Annotated in this window: 15 protein-coding genes; 6 read left to right on the top strand and 9 right to left on the bottom strand. The window is 66.6% G+C overall.

The window, feature by feature from the left end; genetic code table 11:
- Positions 1-105 precede the first annotated feature (105 nt).
- Entirely contained in the window at positions 106-6,054 is a 5,949-nt protein-coding gene (uvrA, locus tag P2869_RS21145) for an excinuclease ABC subunit UvrA (protein WP_277599452.1), read from the bottom strand.
- Positions 6,055-6,348: 294 nt separating this feature from the next.
- Here uvrA and P2869_RS21140 point away from each other — a divergent pair, with 294 nt between their 5' ends.
- Complete coding sequence (locus P2869_RS21140) at positions 6,349-7,299, top strand: hydroxymethylglutaryl-CoA lyase (protein ID WP_277599451.1); 951 nt, start codon at positions 6,349-6,351, stop codon at positions 7,297-7,299.
- Complete coding sequence (locus P2869_RS21135; RefSeq protein WP_033351720.1) at positions 7,296-8,501, top strand: CaiB/BaiF CoA-transferase family protein; 1,206 nt, start codon at positions 7,296-7,298, stop codon at positions 8,499-8,501. Before P2869_RS21140 ends, P2869_RS21135 begins: the two co-directional genes overlap by 4 nt.
- 21 nt (positions 8,502-8,522) lie before the next feature.
- On the opposite strand, the gene P2869_RS21130 is transcribed toward P2869_RS21135, so the two are convergent.
- From P2869_RS21130 to P2869_RS21120, 3 genes are all read right to left on the bottom strand, one after another.
- The gene (locus P2869_RS21130; protein WP_277599450.1) at positions 8,523-10,340 is read right to left on the bottom strand and encodes a chloride channel protein; all 1,818 of its coding nucleotides are present in this window, start codon (positions 10,338-10,340) and stop codon (positions 8,523-8,525) included.
- 31 nt (positions 10,341-10,371) lie between these two features.
- On the bottom strand, positions 10,372-10,785 hold the full coding sequence (locus P2869_RS21125; protein ID WP_126876480.1) for a helix-turn-helix domain-containing protein: 414 nt from the start codon (positions 10,783-10,785) through the stop codon (positions 10,372-10,374).
- A gap of 120 nt (positions 10,786-10,905) precedes the next feature.
- Entirely contained in the window at positions 10,906-12,090 is a 1,185-nt protein-coding gene (locus P2869_RS21120; RefSeq protein ID WP_277599449.1) for an HPP family protein, read from the bottom strand.
- A gap of 351 nt (positions 12,091-12,441) precedes the next feature.
- On the opposite strand from P2869_RS21120, the gene P2869_RS21115 reads away from it, so the two are divergent.
- Together P2869_RS21115 and P2869_RS21110 are read left to right on the top strand one after the other, a co-directional pair.
- Positions 12,442-14,133 carry an alkaline phosphatase family protein gene (locus tag P2869_RS21115; RefSeq protein ID WP_277599448.1) on the top strand — a complete coding sequence of 564 codons (1,692 nt, stop codon included), beginning with the start codon at positions 12,442-12,444 and terminating at the stop codon, positions 14,131-14,133.
- A gap of 268 nt (positions 14,134-14,401) precedes the next feature.
- A complete protein-coding gene (locus P2869_RS21110; protein ID WP_277599915.1) occupies positions 14,402-15,763 on the top strand; it encodes a cytochrome c peroxidase in 1,362 nt (453 codons plus the stop codon).
- A gap of 40 nt (positions 15,764-15,803) precedes the next feature.
- Here the strand turns inward: P2869_RS21110 and P2869_RS21105 are convergent, their stop codons facing one another.
- Both P2869_RS21105 and P2869_RS21100 read right to left on the bottom strand, forming a co-directional pair.
- Positions 15,804-16,112 (bottom strand): hypothetical protein, encoded by a 309-nt coding sequence (locus P2869_RS21105; protein WP_017777403.1) that lies wholly within the window; start codon positions 16,110-16,112, stop codon positions 15,804-15,806.
- A gap of 137 nt (positions 16,113-16,249) precedes the next feature.
- Positions 16,250-17,590, bottom strand: a complete 1,341-nt coding sequence (locus P2869_RS21100; protein ID WP_277599447.1) for a TAXI family TRAP transporter solute-binding subunit — start codon at positions 17,588-17,590, stop codon at positions 16,250-16,252.
- A gap of 196 nt (positions 17,591-17,786) precedes the next feature.
- Here P2869_RS21100 and P2869_RS21095 point away from each other — a divergent pair, with 196 nt between their 5' ends.
- Positions 17,787-18,239 (top strand): DUF1810 domain-containing protein, encoded by a 453-nt coding sequence (locus P2869_RS21095; RefSeq protein ID WP_277599446.1) that lies wholly within the window; start codon positions 17,787-17,789, stop codon positions 18,237-18,239.
- 89 nt (positions 18,240-18,328) lie between these two features.
- On the opposite strand, the gene P2869_RS21090 is transcribed toward P2869_RS21095, so the two are convergent.
- Positions 18,329-18,865 carry a cytochrome b gene (locus P2869_RS21090; protein ID WP_017777400.1) on the bottom strand — a complete coding sequence of 179 codons (537 nt, stop codon included), beginning with the start codon at positions 18,863-18,865 and terminating at the stop codon, positions 18,329-18,331.
- A 90-nt stretch (positions 18,866-18,955) separates the two neighbouring features.
- The gene (locus tag P2869_RS21085) at positions 18,956-19,291 is read right to left on the bottom strand and encodes a metalloregulator ArsR/SmtB family transcription factor (protein ID WP_017777399.1); all 336 of its coding nucleotides are present in this window, start codon (positions 19,289-19,291) and stop codon (positions 18,956-18,958) included.
- Between the two features lie 83 nt (positions 19,292-19,374).
- Between P2869_RS21085 and P2869_RS21080 the strand changes: the two genes are divergently transcribed.
- Complete coding sequence (locus P2869_RS21080) at positions 19,375-20,403, top strand: cation diffusion facilitator family transporter (RefSeq protein ID WP_277599445.1); 1,029 nt, start codon at positions 19,375-19,377, stop codon at positions 20,401-20,403.
- A 72-nt stretch (positions 20,404-20,475) separates the two neighbouring features.
- Here P2869_RS21080 and P2869_RS21075 read toward each other — a convergent pair whose 3' ends face one another.
- On the bottom strand, positions 20,476-21,522 hold the full coding sequence (locus P2869_RS21075; protein ID WP_277599444.1) for a sulfonate ABC transporter substrate-binding protein: 1,047 nt from the start codon (positions 21,520-21,522) through the stop codon (positions 20,476-20,478).
- Between the last annotated feature and the right edge of the window lie 274 nt (positions 21,523-21,796).

The raw sequence follows: 21,796 nt of genomic DNA, 5'->3' as shown, positions 1-21,796 counted from the left end.
TTTTCCACGGCACGTGTCGATTCATCAAACCGCCCCGGCACCGAATAATGCCCGGCGTCCGGGGCGTACGAAGCGTCCAAATCGTTCAAGGCACCGCGATCCGCCTCACGCTTCGCCGCCCGCCGCTCTCGCCGCTCTCGCCGGCACGCCCTCGCCCCGCGCGAGCACCGGCCGCAGCGCCACGCCCGTGTGACTGCCGGCCACGCGCACGAGCCCTTCGGGGTCTGCAGCGGCCACAATGGCGCCGCCGCCCACGCCGCCTTCCGGACCGAGGTCGATGATCCAGTCGGCTTCCGCGATCACGTCGAGGTCGTGCTCGATCACGACGACGCTGTGCCCGCCGTCCACGAGCCGGTGCAGCACGCGGATCAGCTTCGCGACGTCGGCCATGTGCAGCCCCACCGTCGGTTCGTCGAGCACGTAGAGCGTGTGCGGCGCCTTCTGCCCGCGCCGCGTGATGTCGTCGCGCACCTTCGAGAGTTCGGTGACGAGCTTGATGCGCTGCGCCTCCCCGCCCGAAAGCGTCGGCGACGGCTGGCCGAGCGTCAGGTAGCCGAGCCCCACGTCCTTCATCAGCTGCAGCGGATGCGCGATGTTCGTGACTGCCGAGAAGAACTCGACCGCCTCGTCGATCTCCATCGTGAGCACTTCGCCGATGTTGCGTCCGCGCCAGCTCACCGCAAGCGTTTCGGGATTGAAGCGCTGGCCGTGGCACACGTCGCAGGGCACCTTCACGTCGGGCAGGAAGCTCATGCCGATGGTGCGCACGCCCTGGCCTTCGCAGGCCGGGCAACGCCCGTCGCCGGTGTTGAACGAGAAGCGCGAGGCCGTGTAGCCGCGCGCACGCGCTTCGAGCGTTTCCGCGAACAGCCGGCGAATCGCGTCCCACACGCCGATATACGTGGCCGGACACGAGCGCGGTGTCTTGCCAATGGGCGTCTGGTCCACTTCCAGTACGCGGTCGATGCTTTCCCAGCCTGAGATCGAATCGCACCCTTGCCAGGTGTGTGCGACATCCACCTTCGGCCGAACCGCCGACCGCGCGAGCACGCTGGAGCGCCTTGCGGCCATCGCGCTCCTGTTATCGCCCTGCGCCGCCTTGCGCGCCCGCCGCTCCGCAGGCGACGAGAGCACCGAGCGTCCCACCGCGTCGAGCATGTTGGCCATCAGCACGTCGCGCGCGAGCGTCGATTTGCCCGAACCGCTCACGCCCGTAATCGCCACGAGCCGCGCCAGCGGAATCGGCACCGTCACGTCGCGCAGGTTGTGCAGCTTCGCGCCGTGCACGGTGAGCCAGTTCAACGACGGCATCTCTGCGCCGTTGGCGCTTCCGTTCACGTTCGCCGTTGCCTGCTGCGCCTTTGCCTGCCGCGCCTTTGCTTTTGCCCCAGGCACCGCCACCGGCCGCCGCGCCTGCAACGGATGCACCATCGGCCGCGCCAGGAACTGCCCCGTCAGCGATTCGGGATGCGCGGCGAGATCCGCCACGCCGCCCTGCGCGATCACGCGCCCACCGCGTTTGCCCGCACCGGGCCCGATGTCGATGATGTGATCCGCGCGGCGAATCGTGTCCTCGTCGTGCTCCACCACGACGAGCGTGTTGCCCTTCTCGCCCAGGCTGCGCAGCGCGTCGAGCAGAATCTGGTTGTCGCGCGGATGCAGGCCGATGGTGGGTTCGTCGAGCACGTAGCACACGCCTTGCAGGTTGCTGCCCAGTTGCGCCGCAAGCCGGATGCGCTGCGCTTCGCCGCCCGAAAGGCTCGGCGCCGCGCGGTCGAGGCTCAGATAGCCGAGCCCCACTTCCTCCAGGAACTGCAGGCGGCTGCGGATTTCGCTGATCACGTCGCGCGCGATCTCCGCGTCGCGTCCCGAGAGTTCCAGCGTGTCGACCCAGCGGCGCGTGTCGGCCACCGTCCATTGCGCGACGTCCACGATGGCGTGCGCGTCGAAGGTCACCGCACGCGCCACCGTGTTGAGGCGCGTGCCGCCGCAGTCGGGGCACGGCTCCTCGCCCACGCCTTCGGGCTCCAGTTCCTCGGAAGGCAGCGTCTGTTCGCGGCCGCGGCCGTCGTCGGCGGTGATCGTGTCGTCGTAGGCCGCGCGCTGTTCACGCGTGAGCGAAAGGCCCGTGCCCACGCACGACGTGCACCAGCCGTGCTTGCTGTTGTACGAGAACATGCGCGGATCGAGTTCGGGATAGCTCGTGCCGCACACCGGGCAGGCGCGCTTCGTGGAGAGCACCTTCACGGTGCCGATGCGCGCCGTCGGCTTGCCGTTGCCCATCGCACGGTCCAGCCCGTCGAGCGGCGCAAGCAGATGCACCACGCCCTTGCCCGCTTCCAGCGCCGCATCCAGCGCGCGTCGCAGTTCGGCTTCGCGTTCGGGCGCGATCACGAGGTCCGCGACAGGCAGCTCGATGGTGTGTTCGCGGAAGCGGTCGAGCTTCGGCCACGGGTCCACCGGCACGAACTCGCCGTCCACGCGCAGATGGCTGTTGCCGCGCGCCTTCGCCCACTTCGCGAGGTCCGTATACACGCCCTTGCGATTCACCACGAGCGGCGCGAGCAGCCCCACGTGCTGCCCGCGATGGTCGCGCATCAACTGCGCGGCAATCGAATCCACACTCTGTGCCGTCACGGGCGTGCCGTCGTGGATGCAGTGCTGCACGCCGAGCTTCACGTACAGCAGCCGCAGGAAGTGCCACACCTCGGAAGTGGTGGCCACCGTGCTTTTGCGTCCGCCGCGCGAGAGCCGCTGTTCGATCGCGACCGTGGGCGGAATGCCGTAGACCGCATCCACTTCGGGACGGCCCGCCGGCTGCACGATGGAGCGCGCGTAAGCGTTCAGCGATTCGAGGTAACGGCGCTGCCCTTCGTGAAAGAGGATGTCGAACGCGAGCGTCGATTTGCCGGAGCCCGACACGCCCGTAATCACGTTGAAACGGCCGTGCGGAATGTCCACGTCGAGCGACTTCAGGTTGTGCTCGCGCGCATTGACGATGCGCACCACGTCTTCGCCTTCCACGGCACGGCGTGCGCGCGCCGCCTTCAGCGACCGCTGCAGCGGCACGCCCTGCTCGCGCGCTTCCAGCGTGCCGAGCGCCTCGTCGTATTGCAGCAGCGCGAGGCCCGTATGCGAGCGCGCGCAGGCCTTCACGTCTTCGGGCGTGCCCGCGCACACCAGTTCGCCGCCCGCGTCGCCGCCTTCGGGGCCCAGGTCGACGATCCAGTCCGCCGCGCGGATCACGTCCAGGTTGTGCTCGATCACGACGAGCGAATGGCCGCGCGCCAGCAGCTTGCCGAAGGCCTGCATGAGCTTCGCGATGTCATCGAAGTGCAGGCCCGTGGTGGGTTCGTCGAACATGAAGAGACGACCTTCTTCGCTCGAAGTCTGGCCGCTGCGCGTGGGCGCGGTTTCGGCGAGGAAGCCCGCGAGCTTGAGCCGCTGCGCCTCCCCGCCCGAAAGCGTGGGCACGGGCTGACCGAGCTTCACGTATTCGAGGCCGACGTCGACGATGGGCTGCAACACGCGCAGCACTTCGGCGTCGGCGGCGAAAAGCTGGGTGGCCTCGCTCACCGTGAGGTCGAGCACGTCGGCAATAGAAAGCGCACGGTCGCCGCGCGCGATCTTCACTTCGAGAATCTCGGCGCGGTAGCGGCTGCCGTCGCAGTCGGGGCAGCGCAGATACACGTCGCTCAGGAACTGCATCTCGACGTGCTCGAAGCCCGAGCCGCCGCAGGTCGGGCAGCGGCCCTCGCCCGAGTTGAAGCTGAACATGCCCGCGCCGTAGCCGCGCTCCAGCGCGAGCGGCGCCTTCGCGAACAGCTTGCGGATTTCGTCGAACGCGCCCACGTAGCTGGCCGGGTTCGAGCGCGCCGTCTTGCCGATGGGCGACTGATCGACGAACACGGCGTCGCTGATGGCTTCCACGCCCTTCAACGCGCGATAGGCGCCCGGCGATTCGGTCGCCTTGCCGAGATGGCGCGCAAGCGCCGGGTACAGCACGTCCTGCACGAGCGTCGATTTGCCCGAGCCCGACACGCCCGTCACGCAGACGAGCCGCTGCAACGGCAGCTCCACCGTCACGTCACGCAGGTTGTGCTCGCTTGCGCCTTCCAGCACGAGGCGCGGCGTGGTGCTTTCAACGGGCCGGCGCGCCCAGCGCGAGGCGTCGGCCACGTGCCGGCGGCCGCCCAGGTAGTCGCCCGTGAGCGTGGCCGCCTCGCGGATGTCGTCGGGCGTGCCGTCGTAGATGATCGTGCCGCCGCGCTCGCCGGGCCCCGGGCCCATGTCGATCAGGCGGTCCGCCGCGAGCATCACGGAAGGGTCGTGCTCCACCACCACGAGCGTGTTGCCCGCGTCGCGCAGCCGGTGCATGGCTTCCACGATGCGATTGAGGTCGCGCGGATGCAGCCCGATGCTGGGCTCGTCGAGGACGAACAGCGTCTTCGTAAGCGACGTGCCGAGCGCCGTGGTGAGGTTGATGCGCTGCACCTCGCCGCCCGAGAGCGTGCGGCTCTGGCGGTCCAGCGTCAGGTAGCCGAGCCCCACATCGCACAGATACTTGAGCCGCGTGCGCACTTCGGCGAGCAGCAGCTTGAGCGCGTCGTCGAGCAGCGCCGAAGGCAGCGTGAGGTCGTCGAAGAAACGCCGGATGCGCTCGATCGGCAAGAGCATCAGGTCGTGCACCGTGAGCCCCGGCAGCGCTTCGAGCTGCGCGCGCTGCCACTTCACGCCGTGCGGCAGGAAGCGCGCGTGCGGGTCCAGCACGGCGTCGGCGTTCGGCTTGCTGCCAAGGCGCCATTGCAGCGACTCGGTCTTGAGCCGCGCGCCGCCGCACACCTCGCAGGGCGTGTAGCTGCGGTACTTCGAGAGCAGCACGCGGATGTGCATCTTGTACGCCTTCGACTCGAGGTAGCCGAAGAAACGCTTCACGCCGTACCACTGCGTCTGCCACTTGCCGGTCCACTCGGGCGAGCCTTCGATCACCCAGTCGCGCTCGGCCTGCGTGAGCTGCGACCACGCCACGTCGCGGCGAATGCCGGCCTTCGCGGCGTAGCGCATCAGGTCGTCCTGGCATTCCTTCCAGGCGGGCGTTTGCAGCGGCTTGATGGCGCCGCCGCGCAGCGTCTTGCGCTCGTCGGGAATCACGAGACCCCAATCGACGCCGATCACGCGGCCAAAGCCGCGACACGTCTCGCAGGCGCCATAGGCCGAGTTGAACGAGAACAGCGCGGGCTGCGGGTCCGCGTAGCGCAGGTCGCTTTCGGGGCAATGCAGGCCGGTGGAGAAGCGCCAGATTTCCGGCTGCTGCGCCTCACCCGCGGTTACGGCCGCCTCGCCTTCACGCACGACATAGACGTTCACGCGGCCCGCGCCGCGCTTGAGTGACGCCTCGATGGCCTCCACCACACGGCTCTTCTCCGCGTTCTGCAGGCGAAAGCGGTCGGCCACGACGTCGAGCATCTTGCGCTTGCCCGCCGCCGTCACGACCTCGCGCTGCGCCTGCACGCGCGTGTAGCCGCTCGCGGAGAGCCACTGCGCGACTTCCTCTTCGGTAGCCGAGTCGGGCAACTCGACGGGAAACGTCACGACGAGGCGCGGGTCGTCCGTCGCGGTGCGCGCGCGCAGTTCGGCATAGATCGTTTCGGGCGTGTCGTGCCGCACCGGCAGCGCCGTCTCGCGATCGAACAGGCTCGCCGCACGCGCGTAGAGCAGCTTCAGGTGATCGTTGAGTTCCGTCATCGTGCCGACCGTGGAGCGCGAGCTGCGCACCGGATTGGTCTGATCGATGGCGATGGCGGGCGGCACGCCGTCCACGCGGTCCACCTGCGGGCGGTCCATGCGGTCCAGAAACTGGCGGGCGTAGGCGCTGAAGGTCTCGACGTAGCGGCGCTGGCCTTCGGCGTAGAGCGTGTCGAAGACGAGGCTCGACTTGCCCGATCCCGAAGGACCGGTCACCACCGTCATCTCGCCCGTGCGCAGGTCGAGGTCGAGGTTCTTGAGATTGTGCTGGCGGGCGCCGCGAATGCGGATGGTTCGGTTATCGCTCACTTGGGCAGATATTCCGGCTGGTCAAAATGTGGGACCGGGACGGCGGCCGGGGCATATGCGCTGGGGCGCGCCATGCGTGAGACCCGGAACGCCGTCCGCGGCGTAGGTGTCAAATTCTACTGTATGTTTATACAGCACATGCAATGCCGCGCCAGGCTTGGCTGCGGCGGGCGGCGACGGTGAAATCCCGCCTGGGCGCGCGTGGGTTCGCGTGATAGATTCAGCGCTCGCGTCGCTCGTCTGGCGGGCCGCCGCCAGCTTCTCTCCCCCTTTTCACCGACACGGAGCATCCCGATGGACTCACGCCCCGAGCGTGTCATCGTCATGGAGGTGGGCCTGCGCGACGGCCTGCAAAGCATTGCGCGCATCATGCCCACCGACGCCAAGAAACGCTGGATCGACGCCGCCTATGCCGCCGGCGTGCGGCACATGGAAGTCACGTCGTTCGTGCCGCCGAAGCTGCTGCCGCAACTGGCCGACGCCGCCGACGTGGTGGCCCACGCGCTCGGCTATGCGGACCTCGTGGTCACGGCGCTCGTGCCCAACGTGAAAGGCGCGGAACGGGCACTCGAAGCCGGCGTGCAGCGCATCGTGGTGCCCATTTCGGTCAGCACCGCGCACAGCCTCGCGAACGTGCGCAAGACGCCCGACGAGATGATCGCGGCCTTCGCCGACATGCGCAGGCTCTGCGAAGGCCGTGCCGAACTCGTGGCCGGGCTTTCCACGGTGTTCGGCTGCACGCTGCAAGGCGACGTGCCACGCGAAGAGGTGGCGCGCATCGCGCGGCTCGCGCTCGATGCGGGCGCCGACGTTCTCTCGCTTGCCGACACGACGGGCATGGCCACGCCGCGCCAGGTGGGCGAGATCATCGAGCTTGCGCGTGGCATTGCCGGCAGCAAGCTGCGCGCGCTGCATCTGCATGACACGCGCGGCCTTGCGCTCGCCAACGCGCTCGTCGGGCTTCAGCACGGCATTCGCGAATTCGATGCATCGCTCGCGGGCCTGGGCGGCTGTCCGCATGCGCCGGGCGCAACGGGCAACGTGAACACCGAAGACCTCGTGTTCATGCTGGAAAGCATGGGCTATGACACGGGCATCCACCTGCCCGCCCTGCTCGCCTCGCGCAGCGTGCTGGCCGACGCGCTGCCCGGCGAGCCGCTCTACGGCTATATCGCGCGGGCGGGTCTGCCCGCCACGTTCGACTCGCAACGCAGCACGTCATCGGTTACGCGCACCACGTCATGAATACCGCTTCCGCATCGCCTCCCATGCCGCTCGCCGGCATCCGCGTCGTCGAGCTCTCGCACATGGTGATGGGCCCCACGTGCGGCATGATCCTGGGCGACCTGGGCGCCGAAGTCATCAAGGTCGAGCCGCCGCGCGGCGACAGTACGCGGCGTCTGATCGGCACCGGCGCCGGCTTCTTTCGCACCTTCAATCGCAACAAGAAGAGCGTGACGCTCGACCTCGACACCGAGGCCGGTCTCGACGCGCTGCGCAAGCTCGCGGATACCGCCGACGTATTCGTCGAAAACTTCAAGCCCGGCCGCATGGCAAGCCTCGGGCTCGACTACGCCTCGCTCAAGGCGCGCAATCCGAAGCTCATCTACGTCTCGCACAAGGGCTTTCTCGCGGGCCCGTACGAACATCGCCTCGCGCTCGACGAAGTTGTGCAGATGATGGCGGGCCTCGCCTACATGACCGGTCCCGCAGGCCGCCCGCTGCGCGCGGGAAGCTCGGTCAACGACATCATGGGCGGCATGTTCGGCGCCATCGGCGTGCTGGCCGCGCTGCACGAACGCCACGCCACGGGCCACGGCAAGGAAGTCCAGAGCGCGCTCTTCGAAAACTGCGTGCTGCTTTCTGCGCAGCACATGCAGCAATACGCGGCGACAGGAGCCGCACCTTCGCCGATGCCCGAACGCATCAGCGCGTGGGCCGTCTACGACGTGTTCACGCTCGCGCACGGCGAGCAGATGTTCATTGCCGCCACGGGCGACGCCCAATGGCGCTCGCTGTGCGCGCTGCTTGACCGGCCGGACCTGCTGGCCGACGCGCGTCTTGCCAGCAACAACGACCGCGTTCGCGCGCGCAGCTGGCTGCTTGCCGAACTTGCGACCACGCTCGCCACGCGCGAAGCGGCAGAACTGGCGCCGCTGTTCGAGCGCCACCACGTGCCGTTCGCGGCCATCACGAAGCCGGAAGAGCTGTTCGACGACCCGCATCTGCTCGCAAGCGGCGGCCTCGCGCCGCTGCAACTCGACGACGGCGGCGAGACGCGCATGCCGCTGCTGCCGCTTTCGCTCGACGGTCAACGCCTGCCGCCGCGCCTGCCTATCGCGAAGGTCGGCGAGCACACGCATGACGTGCTGCGCGGGCTCGGTTACAGCGATGAAGAGATCGACGCGCTGAGCGGCACGGCGAATGGGGCGCAGCAAGCGACGTGAGTCGGGGGCCGTGCGCCTACATCAAGGCCGCCGCGCCCCGCCTAGCGGCGCCAGGCGCCGGCGCGCCACCACCGGCGCAATGCGGCGAAAGCGTTCGCGCTTGTGCTCTTCGTCGAAGAGCGCGAGCGACGGCTTGACGAGGTCGCTGCGCGAAACGATGCCCACCAGCTTGCGCGATTCGCGGTCCGTCACCACGGCGAGCCGCTCGAGACCATGCACCGCGAGCCGCGTGGCCACGAGCCGGCACGTTTCCTCGCGCAGCGCCGTCACGAGTTGGCGGTCGCGCAACGCCGCATGCAATGGCGCGTCGGCCCCGTACTTCACGGTGTCCGCCGCGAACGCTTCGAGCAGCGTGCGGTCCACCATGCCGACGAACACGCCGTCCTCTTCGACCACGGGATACGCGCGATGCGTCTGCATCGGGCCGAAGTACGACGCGAGTGTGGCGGCCACGGTCAGGCTCGCGTCGATGGTCTCGACCTGCTGCGTCATGACTTCGTCGACGTAGTGGCGCTCCAGCGGGTCCACGCTGTATTCGCGGTAGATGTGATAGCCGCGTCGAGCGATCTTCTCCGTCATGATGGAGCGCCGCATGACGACGGTCGCGAAGCCGTGCGCGATGAGCGTGGCCGCGAGCAGCGGCAGCAGCGCGTTGGCGTCGTGCGTCAGCCCGAACGCGAACACGATGGCCGTAAGCGGCGCGCCCAGCGTGGCGCCCAGTGTCGCGGCCATGCACACGAGCGGCCAGAGCGCGGCATCGTGGCCAGGCAGCACGTGGCCCAGCACGACGCCGAGCCCGGCGCCCAGCATCAGAAGCGGTGCGAGCACGCCGCCCGACGTGCCCGAGCCCAGCGCGATCACCCAGATCACGGCCTTCACCACGAGAATCGCGATGGCGGCCTGCAACGCAATGTGCTGATGAAGCAGGTCGCCGATCACGTCATAACCCACGCCGAGCGCGCGCGGCTCGAAGAATCCGCCAATGCCCACCACGAGACCGCCGATAGCGGGCCACCACATCCAGTGCACGGGCAGCTCGCCGAACAGATCTTCGATCTTGTAGAGCGCCGCCGAAAGGCTCGCCGCCAGCACGCCCGAAAGCAGTCCCGCGAGCAGGCACCAGAGCAGCGCCTGGCTGTCGGCGGGTGCGGTCTGCAACGCGAAGAGCGGACCGGTGCCGAAGAACACGGCACGCGCAAAGCCCGCTACGGCACAGGCCAGCGCCACGGGAATGAAGCTGCGCGGCCGCCATTCGAACAGCAGCAGTTCGACCGCGAGCAGCACCGCCGCGAGCGGCGTGCCGAACACGGCCGTCATGCCCGCCGAGGCGCCCGCGACCAGCAGCGTCTTGCGCTCCGCCGCCGTGAGCTTCACGCACTGCGCGATGAGCGAGCCGAGCGCGCCGCCCGTCATGATGATGGGACCTTCCGCGCCGAACGGCCCGCCGCTGCCGATCACGATGCCCGACGAAAGCGGCTTCAACACCGCCACCTTCGGCGACATGCGGCTCTTGCCGAACAGGATCGCCTCGATGGCTTCGGGAATGCCGTGGCCGCGAATCTTGTCGGACCCGAAGCGCGCCATGAGGCCCACCACGAGACCGCCCACGGTCGGCACGAGCACCACCCACAGGCCCAGCGTGTTGTGCGCGGGTGAGTGATCGGCAAAGGAAAAGCTGCCGAAGAAGAACAGGTTCGTGAACAGATGGATGAGACTCAGCAGCACGAACGCCGCCAGGGTGGCGAGCGCGCCGGTGCAGGCGGCGATCGCGCAGATCACCGGCAGTCTCGCGTTCGCGGAAAAGTCACGCTTGTGGGTGTGGATCAGGGCGGTGCTCATGCTCGTGCTCATGGTCCTGGAAAGGCAAGTTTTAGAGATCGATGTTCGGCACGCGGAACTGGCCTTCCAGCGACTTCAGTTCGGCGCGATGCAGTTGCGCGAGCTTCGCGAGCACGCGCTCGCCGGCTTTGAGCAGATGCACTTCCACCTGGCGCCGGTCCGTTTCGCTCGTTCTGCGCTCGACCAGTTCGAGCGCTTCGCAGCGCGACACGAGTGCGACCATGCCGTGATGCTGCGTCTGCAGGCGTTCGGCCAGCTCGCCGATGGTGGCCCACTCGCGGCCCGGGAAGCCTTTGATGTGCAACAGCAGCAGATACTGCAACGGTGTAATGCCCTCGCTCTGCGCGGCCTGTTCGGAGAAACGTTCGAACCGGCGCATCTGGTAGCGGAATTCCGAAAGCTGCTCGAAATCGGCCTTCGCGAGCGCTGGAAGCTTCTTGTTCATTAACAGCGATTTCCCGTGACTAAACGGTAAACATATCATTTCTTGATATATCTACCCGGCCCCTGTGAAGGGGAACCACCGCCCCACGCCAAAGCGTCAGAGGCGGCACTCAGATGGAATTCACGCGGCGAGACGCTGCTCGTGCGACGTCTGCCGATACAGCCCGGCAATCAGGTCCGCCTGCGTGATGATGCCGGCCAGCCGGCGTTCGTTGTCCAGCACGGGAATATGGTGGTGCCCGTAGTGGGCGAACACGGGCACGAGGTCCGCAATCGGCGTCGACACGTGGACGGTGTGCACGCTGCGGCTCATCAGCGAACCGGCCGTGACGGCGCGTTGTGCAGCCGGCGCGCGCCCAGCGAAACCAGGCACGAGCGCCATGCTTGTGCCCCACCATCCCGTCAACTTGCGCGGCCTCGCGCGGGCCAGGTCCGCGCGCGTGACGATACCCGCTACGTGACGGCGTTCGTCCACCACGGGCAGCGCTTTGATGTTGTATCGCTCGAGCCGTTTCAACGCGGCCCACGCGGACGTGCCGGACGATACCGTCACCACGTCGCGCGACATCACGTCGGCGCAGGTCAGTTCGTCGAACGAGCGGCTCCACGCCTGCAATTGCACGTCGCGCAGCAGCGCTTCGAGGTCGCCCGTGTCGATGTCAAGCAGTTCGCTGCGGCCGCGCAGCACGGCCTCCAGATCGGCGCGCGCGAAGGTCTGCGCGGGCGCGGGCACGCCGGGTGCGCGCACGGGGCGGTCCTGCTTCGGCGCCGCGTGCGGATAGCGGTGGCCCGTGAGGTTGTGATAGACGATCGCCGCGCCGAGCAGCACGGCCGACTGTGTCGCGATAGGCGCAAGCACGAATCCGTAGCCCAGCGCATGAATGGCGGGCCCGCCCAGCACCGCGGTAAGCGCCACCGCGCCCGACGGCGGATGCACGCAGCGCAGCGCGAACATCGCGCAGATGGCCAGCGCGACCGCCGTGGCCGCGGCGTACACCGGATTGGCGATGAGGGTTGCACACGTCACGCCCACCACGGCCGACACAAGGTTGCCGCCCATGATCGACCACGGTTGCGCAAGCGGACTGGCAGGCACGCCGAACAGCAGCACGGCGGACGCGCCCATGGGCGCCACGAGCAGCGGCACGTTGACGTCGGACGCGGGCAGCAGCAGCCGCATCGCCGTGCCCGTGAGCGCAATGCCGACGAGCGCGCCCACCGCGGAGCGCACGCGTTCAGACCAACGGATCGCAACAGTGGCGGGCATGAAGCTGGCGAACCAGCGGGTGACGACAGAACGAGACACGGCTTGAACCAGTGAGAACGAACGAAGCGATGGCGCCGGGAGGCCACCCGAAAGGCGGGACACTCATGCCACCCGGCAGGGCCGCGAATTATATCTCGTTGTGATATATCGCGTCGCTATGTCGCGCCGTTGCCGCATCCTGGTGCGTCTTCGTGTTGGACATCCGCGCTCGCACATGCTACGGCGCCGTTCCTCGGCCGAACGCTGTCCCCATTTCGTCAGACGGTTGAAGCCTCTTTGAAAGTGCAGTGCCCCGGGGCTTTCACAGGGCCGTGTTTCAATCTGGCGCGATTCTGGAAGGTTCTGCAAGGAACAAACACAACTGACCCCACCACGACTCGGGAGAATCGAATGTCTTTTCGCCAGGCCTGCGCGCTGAGCGCCGCAGCAGCCGCCGGGGCAACCGCCCTCGCCCTTGCCGCCTGCAGCAGCAGCGGCAACGACGTCAACCAGACCGTCTCGAACCAGGACGCGCTGACGACGGCCACGCCGATCAAGCACCTCGTCGTGATCTTCAACGAGAACGTCTCGTTCGATCACTACTTCGCGACTTACCCGAATGCCTCGAACCCGACGGGCGAGCCGGCATTCACGGCGGCAGCCGGCACGCCGTCGATCAACGGGCTCTCGGGTTCGCTGCTCACGGCAAACCCGAACTTCACGAACACGGCGAACGGCGCGGGCGCCTCGAACCCGTTCCGTCTGGACCGCACGCAGGCGGCCACGGCTGACCAGAACCACGCCTACACCGCGGAACAGGAAGCCTACGACAACGGCCTCGCCGACCTCTTCCCGAAGTTCACGGGCAAGGGCACGAGCGGCGGCGCCGGCGCGTTCGGCACCACGGGCCAGGTGATGGGCTACTACGACGGCAACACCGTGACGGGCCTCTGGAACTACGCCCAGCACTACGCGATGAGCGACAACGCCTATACGACGAGCTACGGCCCGTCCACGCCAGGCGCGCTCAACGTGATCGCCGGCCAGACCAACGGCATGCAGGTCGTCGTGGCGAACACCGGGCCGGTCTCCGCCACGGCCACGTCGTCGTATTACGTGGACGACGGCCAGGGCGGCTTCACGATGATCAACGACGTCGATCCGGGCTTCGACGTGTGCTCGAGCACGACCAACGCCGCGATGATGACGGGCAAGAACATCGGCGACCTGCTCAACAGCGCGAACATCACGTGGGGCGGCTTCATGGGCGGCTTCGACCTGTCGCAGACGAACTCGAACGGCACGACGGGCTGCAAGCGCAGCACGCTCTCGCCGGTCGTGAACGCCAGCACGGCCGACTACATTCCGCACCACAACTGGTTCCAGTACTACAAGTCCACCTCGAACCCGCAGCACACGCGGCCGAGCAGCACCGCCGCCATCGGTTCGAGCCTCGAGACGGACGGCAAGACGCCGGAGCCGGCGAACCACCAGTACGACGCGGACGACTTCTTCGCCGCGGTGAAGGCGGGCAATTTCCCGTCCGTGAGCTTCGTGAAGGCGCCGGCGTTCCAGGACGGCCACGCGGGCTACTCGGATCCGCTCGACGAACAGGCGTTCACGGCGAAGGTCGTCAACTTCCTGCAACAGCAGCCCGACTGGAAGAACACCGCGGTGGTCGTGACGTGGGACGACTCGGACGGCTGGTATGACCATGCCTACACGTCGCCGACGCTCGCTTCGTTCCACCCGCTCGCCGACCAGTTGAACGGCGCAGGCGTGTGCGGCAGCGGCACGGCGCCGAACGGCGTCAACGGCAAGCCCGTGAACGGCCGCTGCGGCCCTGGCACGCGCATTCCGTTCCTCGTCATCTCGCCGTGGGCGAAGACGAACTTCGTCGACCACACGCTGATCAACCAGTCGTCGGTAGTCCGCTTCATCGAAGACAACTGGTTGAACGGTCAGCGCCTGGGTGGCGGCTCCGCGGACGCAAGCGCGGGCAGCATGATGAACCTGTTCGACTTCACGGGCACGCCGAAGACGTCGCCGGTCTTTGTCGACCCGACGCAAGGCACGGTGGTCGCCACGCCGCCGGCAAGCTGATACGCCCGTTGTCTCGTTTGCTGACGTCTGAAACACAAACCGGCCGCGAGGCCGGTTTGTTGCTTGAAGCCAGGCTGGCAGCAACGCTTGCATCAACGTTTGTGTCGACGCCCGCGCCACTGCAGCCGCCGCGCTGCACGCGCGGCGTTCAACTCCTCCGAGTCATTTGCCGCATCGAATCGTGAACGCTCCTTCCCTGCCGCAACCCAACACCGGTTCCACGAATGGCCCGTCAGCGCGCCCGAAGGGCACGCTGCGCCGTCGTGCCGTGCACGCCCTGCTCTACGCGCTTGCTGTGCTCGCGCTCGCGTCCGTCTGGGCGCTCGTGTTCCCGCAGCAGATGCCCGCCGCGATCGGCGAGTACGTCGAAACGCTGACGGGCGCGAATCCGCATCCGGTCACGCTGATGCGACCCGCAACCGCGCCGCTCAGCGCCGTCGCGCTGCTCGGCAAGCAGATGTTCTTCGATCCGCGGCTCTCGGCCTCGGGCCAGCAGTCGTGCGCAACGTGCCATAGTCCCCAGCACGCGTACGGCCCGCCCAATGCGCTGCCCGTGCAGCCTGGCGGCGCGCACATGTCGCTGCAAGGCGACCGCGCCGTGCCCTTGCTGACCTACCTCTATCGGCAGCCGAACTTCAGCATCGGTCCCGACGATGGCGAAGCCGAAACCACCGCGAGCCTCGCCGACACCGCCGCGCAGGCTGCCAGCACGCCGCGCGCGCAAAAGGTGGCGGGCGCCGCGCCCGCGGCACCGGCCATGGTGCCGCAAGGCGGCCTGTTCTGGGACGGCCGCGCCGATACGCTGCAGGCGCAGGCCTACGGCCCGCTCTTCAATCCGGTGGAAATGGCGAACACGGATGTGAAGACCGTCGCGGCAAAGATCGCCGAAGCACCCTACGCCGCCACGTTGCGGCAGTTGTTCGGGCCGGCCATCTTCAACGATCCGGCGCGGGTCGTGTCCGAAGCGATGTTCGCCATTGCGCGCTACCAGGTGGAAGACCCGTCGTTCCACCCCTACACGAGCAAGTACGACTACTGGCTCGAAGGCAAGGTGAGGCTCACGCGCGCGGAGATACGCGGCCTGCATCTCTTCACCGACAAGAACCGCGCGAACTGCGCGGGGTGCCATCTCGCCACGCCGGGCAAAGACGGGCTGCCGCCCATGTTCACCGACTTCCAGTACGAAGCGCTGGGCGTGCCGCGCAATCGCACGCTCGCCGTGAACCGTGACCCCGCGTTTCACGACATGGGCGTGTGCGGCCCACATCGCACGGATCTGTCGACTCAGACGCAATACTGCGGCATGTTCCTCACGCCCTCGCTGCGCAATGCGGCCACGCGTCAGGCGTTTTTTCACAACGGCGTCTATCACTCGCTCGAAGACGTGATGAAGTTCTACAACCTGCGCGACACGGACCCCGGCAAAATCTATCCGCGCGGCCCCGACGGCAAGGTCATGAAGTACGACGATCTGCCCGAGCGCTTCCACGCGAACATCGACGTGACAGACGCGCCGTTCGACCGCCATTTCGGCGAGCCGCCCGCCATGAGCGACGCGGACATCAAAGACATCATCGCGTTTCTGAAGACGCTGGACGACGGATATCCGCTGCAGACGGCGCAGAAGTAAAACGGCGGGTGTTGCCTCGAATCGCGGACGGACCGCGCGGTCAGACGTGCGGCAGATCGTCGATGGATTTTTCTACCGTGCCGTTGGGCTCGTCGGTGTCGATGCCGTCGTGCCCGTCCGTATGCGAGACCGTCTTGATTTTCGGCCCCAGGTAGCGCGTGCCGCCCAGCGTGAAGAGCGACCACACGATGTTGCCGGCATGGATGGCGTTGACGACGTCGCCCACTTCCACGATCTGCGCTGAAGAAAGCGACGCATGCGATTTCGGATCGATGGCGGCCCAGCGCACGTGGGTCACGCGGTCCGTATGGGGATTGATGCGTATGCCGTCGATAGCAAACGTAGCCATATCCACCTCCGCTTACTGGTGAGGAAATCGCTCGAACAACGCGCCAGCGCAAAAGCCGGACGCAGCATCTCTCATGATATGCGTACTTTCACGGGCGTGCGGCAGTGTTTTCGGGTTCCGTCCCTTAGTTAGGTGCACTACGCGGAATGCGGTTCGACCAGATGCGAGCGGACGAAGCTCACGTGCTCGCGCAGCACGTAGAACGCGTCCGCATAGGCAAGCGGCACGCGCACGTTGTTGAGCGACGCCTCGATGCCGTCCAGTTCATCGAGCAGCGACTTGCGCTGCGCTTCTGTTGCGTGCCGCATGGCGCGCCGCTCAATGGCAATGAGGACGCCGTAATAGCGGTAGAGCCGCGACCTCACGCGCCAGCGAAATAGCGCCGGCACGACGCGAAGCGCGGGGAAGAGCAGCACTGCAACGGGCAGCAGCAGCACGAGCATGCGGTCTGCCACCGTCGCGAGCCAGAACGGCAAACTACGGTAGAGAAAGCTCTTGCCCGATTTGTAATAGCGCGCCGCATCTTCGCTGATGGGGTATTCGTGCGCGACCAGCTTCGGGAACTGGCCCGCGCCTTGCAGCAGCCCCGCGGTGCCGTTCACTTTCTGAGCCGCTTCGATGATGAGGTCCGAAATCGCCGGATGAAGGTTGCGGCGAGCCACGATCTCCACCATGGGGCTGATCATGTGCACGGTGTTCGGCGGCACCTTGCGGCGAAGGTCGAGCACGCCGGGCGGCAGGTCGAGTTCGTCGAGATAGGGAAAGAGGCGCGTATAGGCGCTCGCCTCCGCGAAATCCATCACGGAAACGCCGGGAATGGCGAGCAGCCGCAGCATGAGTCCGCGGTCTGCGGAATCGCCGCTCAGCAAGGCGGCGTCGATATTGCCGGCCACCAGTTGCTTCGCGGCGTCGAGGCCGTCGAGCGGCAGCAGCGTGGTTTCGCCGCCGGCATGAATGCCGTTCGCATCGAGCAGCTTCAGCGAGAGCATGCGCGTGCCGCTCCCCTCGCGCCCGATCGCGATGCGCTTGCCTTCGAGCTCGGAGAGCTGCGTCATGCCGCTGCCGCGATAGAAGACCACGATCGGCACGTAAAACACGCTGCCGAGCGACATGAGCGACTGTATCGGCAAGCCGTCCGACACGCCGCCCTGCACGAGCGCGAGATCCACATGCTGATGCGCATCGAGCAGACGTTTCAGGTTCTGCACCGAGCCGTCGGATTCGAGCACGCGCACCGTGATGCCGTTACGCGCGAGAATCCGTTTGTATTCGAGCGCGTTCTGCATGAACACGCTGTCGCGCGGACCGGCGCTGATGGTGATGCTGCCGGGCGGCGCCGGGTCCACGATCCAGACCAGCGCGGCGACGAGCAGGCCGAAGAACAGAACGAATGGTGCCGCGGTGAGCACCACGTCGCGCCACACGGGATACGCGTGGTCGCGCAGAAAGGTCTGACGGCGCAATCGATATGGCTTCATGGCCCCCGCCGGAAAAGCCCCGGCACGCACCGCTTTTCCCGGAGACGGCTTGCTCGGCGAAGGCGGAATGGTGCCTGGGCGCTGACGCGCCGACTGTCGGCGTGTGTGTAATGTAGGGACGAACCACGTGCCCTGTCAAAGCGCGCAGGCCGCGATGCCGGCGCGCAGCGCGCCGGGCGCACAGAAGGAGGACACGATGAACGACCACCCAGAACACGACGACGCCTACGATCTGCAGCGTTTCGTCGATGCCCAGGACCCCGTCTATGCCCGCGTATGCGAGGAATTGCGGGCGGGCCGCAAACGCAGCCACTGGATGTGGTTCGTATTTCCGCAGATCCAGGGCCTGGGCGACAGCGCCATGGCGCAGCGCTTCGCCATCTCGTCGCTCGCCGAGGCCGAGGCGTATCTGCGCCATCCCGTGCTCGGCCCGCGGCTGCGGCAGACCACCGGGATCGTGAACGCCGTGGAGGGTCGCGCCATCGAAGACATCTTCGGCTATCCGGATGACCTGAAATTCCGCTCGTCGATGAGCCTCTTTGCAAAGGCCGCCACGGACAACACGGTGTTTCTCGACGCGCTGCGCAAGTACTTCGAAGGCGAGCTCGACGCGCGCACGCTCGCCTTGATCGCGCAGCAAGGCGCATAACGGCAAACGGCCCGTTCCCGGCAAAGGGAACGGGCCGTTCGGGGCATGCCTGCAGCGGTTACCGTGGCAACCGCCGCCGCGTTACCTGGTTACCAGGTCATGCGCTGGAGCACGCGGTCCTTGAGCACGAAGCGGTGGAACAGCGCGGCGCCCACGTGCATGCCGATCAACACGAGCAGCACCCATGCGAGCGCGCTGTGGACGTCGCCCATGGCGTGGCCTACGCTCGAACCCGTTGCGGAAAGCGCGGGCAGCGGGATTGCGCCGAGCAGCTCAACAGCCCAGCCGCGCGACGACGCGTTGGCCCAACCCAGCAGCGGCACGGCCACGAGCGCAGCGTAGAGCAGAAAGTGCGTGGCGCCCGACACCGTATTCAGCAACGGCGAAAGATTGGCAGGCGGCGGACGGTGCGTGAGACGCCACACGATACGAAGCACCATGGCGGCCACGAGCGCGGCGCCCACGGCAAGGTGCAAGGCGATGAGGCCGACGGGTTGCGTGTCGCGATGCACTTCGGGCATCGTCCAGCCCAGTACGAACTGGGCGCAAACCAATGCCACGATGAGCCAGTGAAGCAGACGGGCCACCGGGTCGTACCGGCCCACGTCGTGTTGGGTGTTGGTCATGAGTCACTCCCTGACAAATTGACAGGGACGCATCTTGCCCGATTTTTCTTACCAGTTGCTTAAGAAAATAATGGCCGCGACATGCAAGGCTCAGACGTCTTTCTGGCTCTCGTCGAAATCAGAGGACAGATGCTCGCAAACGTGTTCGGTCATGTCGTCGATCACGCGCTTCACGTGCTCGTCGGCGGCCTCGTAGAAGATCTGTTTGCCGCGCCGTTCCGCCCGCAGCACGCGCGCCGCGCGCAGCAGCCGCAGATGATGGCTCACGAGCGGCTGCGAGAGGCCGTGCTTCGCGGCGATATCCGAGACGCACATCGGCGCGCTCAGGCACGACGCGATGATCTTCAACCGGCTCGGGTCGCCCATCAGCCGGAACATTTCCGCCAGTTCCACCACCTGGTCATCGCTCAACTCGAAGGGTTGCATCCACGCTCCTCAGCGATCACATCAATAGATGTTTATATGTGTATATAATCCCCAGACCTCCAGTTTAGCCACGCAACCCTCCCATGGCACATCCACACTCGCACGGCCACGATCATCCGCACAACCACGACCATCCGGATCATCACGACGATCACGATCACGGCCACGGCCATGGCGGCCACGACCACAGCCACGCGGGTCACAACCATCTGCACGGCGTCACGGACCAGCATCGCATCGGCTGGGCGTTCGTCGTCATCGCGTTGTTCATGGTGGTGGAGGTGGTGGGCGGCCTGATTTCCGGCTCGCTCGCGCTGCTCGCCGACGCCGGCCACATGGTCAGCGACGCCGCCGCGCTCGGCTTCAGCTGGGTCGCCATTCACTACGGCAAGCGCCCCGCCACCGCGCAACTTTCCTATGGCTACAAACGGCTCGAAATTCTCGCTGCGTTCGTGAATGGCTGCGCGCTCTTCGTCATTGCCGCGTGGATCGTGATCGAGGCCGTGCAGCGGTTCGCCTCGCCTGTGCCCGTTGCAGGCAAGACGATGATGATCGTGGCGATTGCGGGTCTCGCGTCGAACGTGGTTGCGTTTCTCGTTCTTCACGGCGGCAACCGCGAAAACCTCAATCTGCGTGGGGCATGGCTGCATGTGCTGGGCGACATGCTGGGCTCGGTGGCGGCCATCGTGGCCGCGGGCGTGATTCTGCTGACGGGCTGGACGCCGATCGACCCTATTCTCTCGATCTTCGTCGCCGTCGTGATTCTCAAGAGCGCGTGGGGCATCGTGCGGTCGTCGGCGCATATCCTGCTGGAGGGCTCGCCCGAAGGCACGGATCTCGCCGAGATCAAGTCAGACCTCGAACAAAACGTGCCCCAGGTGCGCAACGCGCATCACATCCACGCGTGGTCCATGACCGGCGAACAGCACATGGTCACGCTGCACGTGCATCCCGCGGAGGGTGCGCCGCATCGCGAAGTCGTGAGCGCCGTGCAGCGCCGGCTGGCTACGCGCTTCAACATCGATCACGTCACCGTGCAGATTGAAGAAGACGTGTGCATGGACGAACAGGCGCACGAGCACGGCGGCGCAGGCAGCAAGAACTGCCATTAACTGCCATCAGGCTTAGGCCTTCGGCGCGAGCGGCGCATTCTCCGTCCGCTCGCGCGCGGCTTCACTGCCAACCTACGACGCCGCTTCCCAGCGCGCCTGCGCAACGTCGAGCTTCTTCGGAATCAGCCTGAGATTCGTGAACGTATCGGCAATCTGCTGCTGATACGCAATCGTTGCCGCATCCACACGCTGCACGCCATACGTCGTGCGCTTCAGCGCGAGTTCCAGCGTGCCCGTGTCGAGCCCCACCTGCGGCGAGAGCTGCGCGGCCACGGCCGGGATGTTGTCGCGTGCCCACGTGTCGATACGGCTCACCTCCTCCAGCAACGCATGCACGAGTTGCGGCTGCGCACTCGCGAACTTGCGGCCCGCGAGGTAGTACTGCGTGTTGCGCACGAGCCCTTCGCCATCCACGAGCACACGCGCATTCGCCTGACGCTGCACGGCTGCAAGATAAGGATCCCAGATCACCCACGCGTCCACGCTGCCCTGCGTGAATGCCGCGCGAGCGTCCGCAGGCGGCAGATACGCGGGCACGATCTCCTGATAACCGACCTTCGCGCTTTCCAGCGCCTTCACGAGCAGGTAATGCACGTTGGAGCCGCGATTGAGCGCCACCTTCTTGCCGCGCAGATCGGCCACCGAGCGAATCGGTGAATCGTGCGGTACCACGATGGCTTCGGCCTTCGGCGCGGGCGGCTCGCTGCCGATGTAGACGAAATCCACGCCGCCCGCCTGCGCGAAGATGGGCGGCGTCTCGCCCACCGTCCCCACATCCACGGCGCCTGCGTTGAGCCCTTCGAGCAATTGCGGACCACCGGGAAACTCGGTCCACTGCACCGTGATGCCCAGCGGCGCCAGGCGCTTTTCGAGCGCACCGCTCGCCTTGAGCACGATGAAGTTGCCGTACTTCTGGTAGCCCACGCGCAACACCTTGCCGCTGCCTTGAGCACGTGCGTCGATGCTGGCCCCGAGCGCGCCCAGGCCGCCGGTAATGCCTGCAACGCGCACGGCGGCGAGTGCCGCCGTGCCTGCCACTGCATGCTTGAGTAGCGAGCGCCGTTGCCCGTTATGCGCGCGTGATTCGATGTCGTCGTGTGATGAATGGTTCGATGTCATGGTTTGTTCGCCTGGCCTTGTGTTTCGCAGGTGTTTTGTGCTTAGTGATGTCCGGATGTCCGAGTGTCCAGACAGGAAGTGCCATCATGCGTGGCTCATAAGCGCACGGTCAACGCGCTGCTTCCAGTTTTTTCTGCTATCCATTTCGCGGTCGCGCATATTCCCGTATATCGCGGACGTTCATCGCAAATGCGCAGATCGATATCGGAAATCCTTCGTTTGAGGTACACGCTGCGCTGGCTAGACTGCGAACTCGTCTTGTCATGACAAGTTC

This window comes from Paraburkholderia sp. SUR17 (assembly GCF_029536165.1).
GTDB lineage: Bacteria > Pseudomonadota > Gammaproteobacteria > Burkholderiales > Burkholderiaceae > Paraburkholderia > Paraburkholderia kururiensis.
This window is presented reverse-complemented; position numbering and strand designations above follow the sequence as displayed.